Annotated in this window: 1 pseudogene; it reads left to right on the top strand. The window is 57.4% G+C overall.

What is annotated here, in order from left to right:
• Window positions 1-157: 157 nt before the first annotated feature.
• A pseudogene (locus tag ACR0BF_RS20305) lies at window positions 158-1,176 on the top strand (IS110 family RNA-guided transposase).
• Window positions 1,177-1,377: the final 201 nt, after the last annotated feature.

Raw genomic sequence — 1,377 nt, 5'->3', positions numbered from 1 at the left:
TCACTGCCGACCTCGGAGCAAACGCAGCATCTGATCGCCCGGCTGGCTGGCTCCGATGAGGACGGCCCAAACCGGATGAGGTGGGTGGCTCCTGCTCCACCGGCATCGAATGTGCCAAAGTGCAGTTGTCAAAGACTGCTAGGAAAGGAGCCACCCAATGACAGTAAAGACCGTCGGCCTCGATCTGGCCAAGGATGCTTTTCAAGTACACGGCATTTCGGAGAGCGGCCGCGTCATCTTCAACAAGGCGATCAAACGCGCGAAGCTGCTGGCGTTTTTTGAGACACTGCCACCGTGCACGGTTGGCATGGAAGCCTGCGGTTCATCCCATCATTGGGGTCGTCAGCTGCGCAAGCTCGGGCATGATGTGAAGCTCATGCCTGCCGGATATGTCAACCATATGTTAAGCGCGGAAAAAACGATGCTGTCGACGCAGAAGCGATTTGCGAGGCGGTCCGCCGTCCGACAATGCGTTTCGTAGATATCAAGACGGAAGACCAGCAGGCCATATTATCCATTCACAGAACGCGCGACCTGGCCGTCCGACAGCGCACACAGTTGGCCAACATGATCCGCAGCCTATTGCGCGAGTTTGGGCAAATATTGCCCATCGGGATCGAAGCGGTGACGGCTTTTGCGAAGCGCCATCTGAGCGGCGATCATCCCGACATGCCTGAAATCGCGAACGGCATGCTTGGCATACAGTGCTATCAGTTCATCGGCCTGAATGAACGCATCGACGGCTATTCGAAGATGATCGAGCAACATGCATTGCTGAGTGCAGATGCACGCCGATTGATGCGCATGCCTGGCATCGGGCCGATCACAGCGTCAGCAATTGTCGCCACAATCGGTGACGCGCATCAGTTTCGGACAGGAAGAGATCTGGCCGCATGGCTGGGCCTCACCCCGCTCAACAAGTCGAGCGGCGGCAAGGAGAAGCTGGGCAAGATCACAAAGCAAGGCGATCGTTACATTCGCAAACTTTTGGTCGTGAGCATGACATCGCGCGCGGTCATGGCGAAACGCTCACCCGAGAAGGTCGATCTCTGGACTGCCAAGATCATCGCTGACAAGCCGTTCCGGCTGGCAACAGTCGCCATGGCAAACAAGGCAGCGCGGGCCATCTGGGCGATGCTCACGAAGAAACAGGAATACCGGCAGCCGGCGTTCTAACCACACCGACTGCCCACGAGATGCAAGACGTTGAAGTGATGATGCGGAAGTAAGTCAACCAAGAGCAAGGACACTCCGGGAATGGCAGCGGCCCTCTTCCGAGGCCGATAAGCCGATTGGAACCTCGCTCGCGGAATTCATCAGGGCCAGCGGAACACCACCGCACGAACAGGCCGGACAGACGACAGTACTGACGAAATC

The sequence above is a fragment of the Ruegeria sp. AG7 genome (assembly GCF_056541545.1).
Note: the sequence above shows the minus strand (reverse complement) of the source record. Positions and strands in the feature narration are given on the sequence as shown.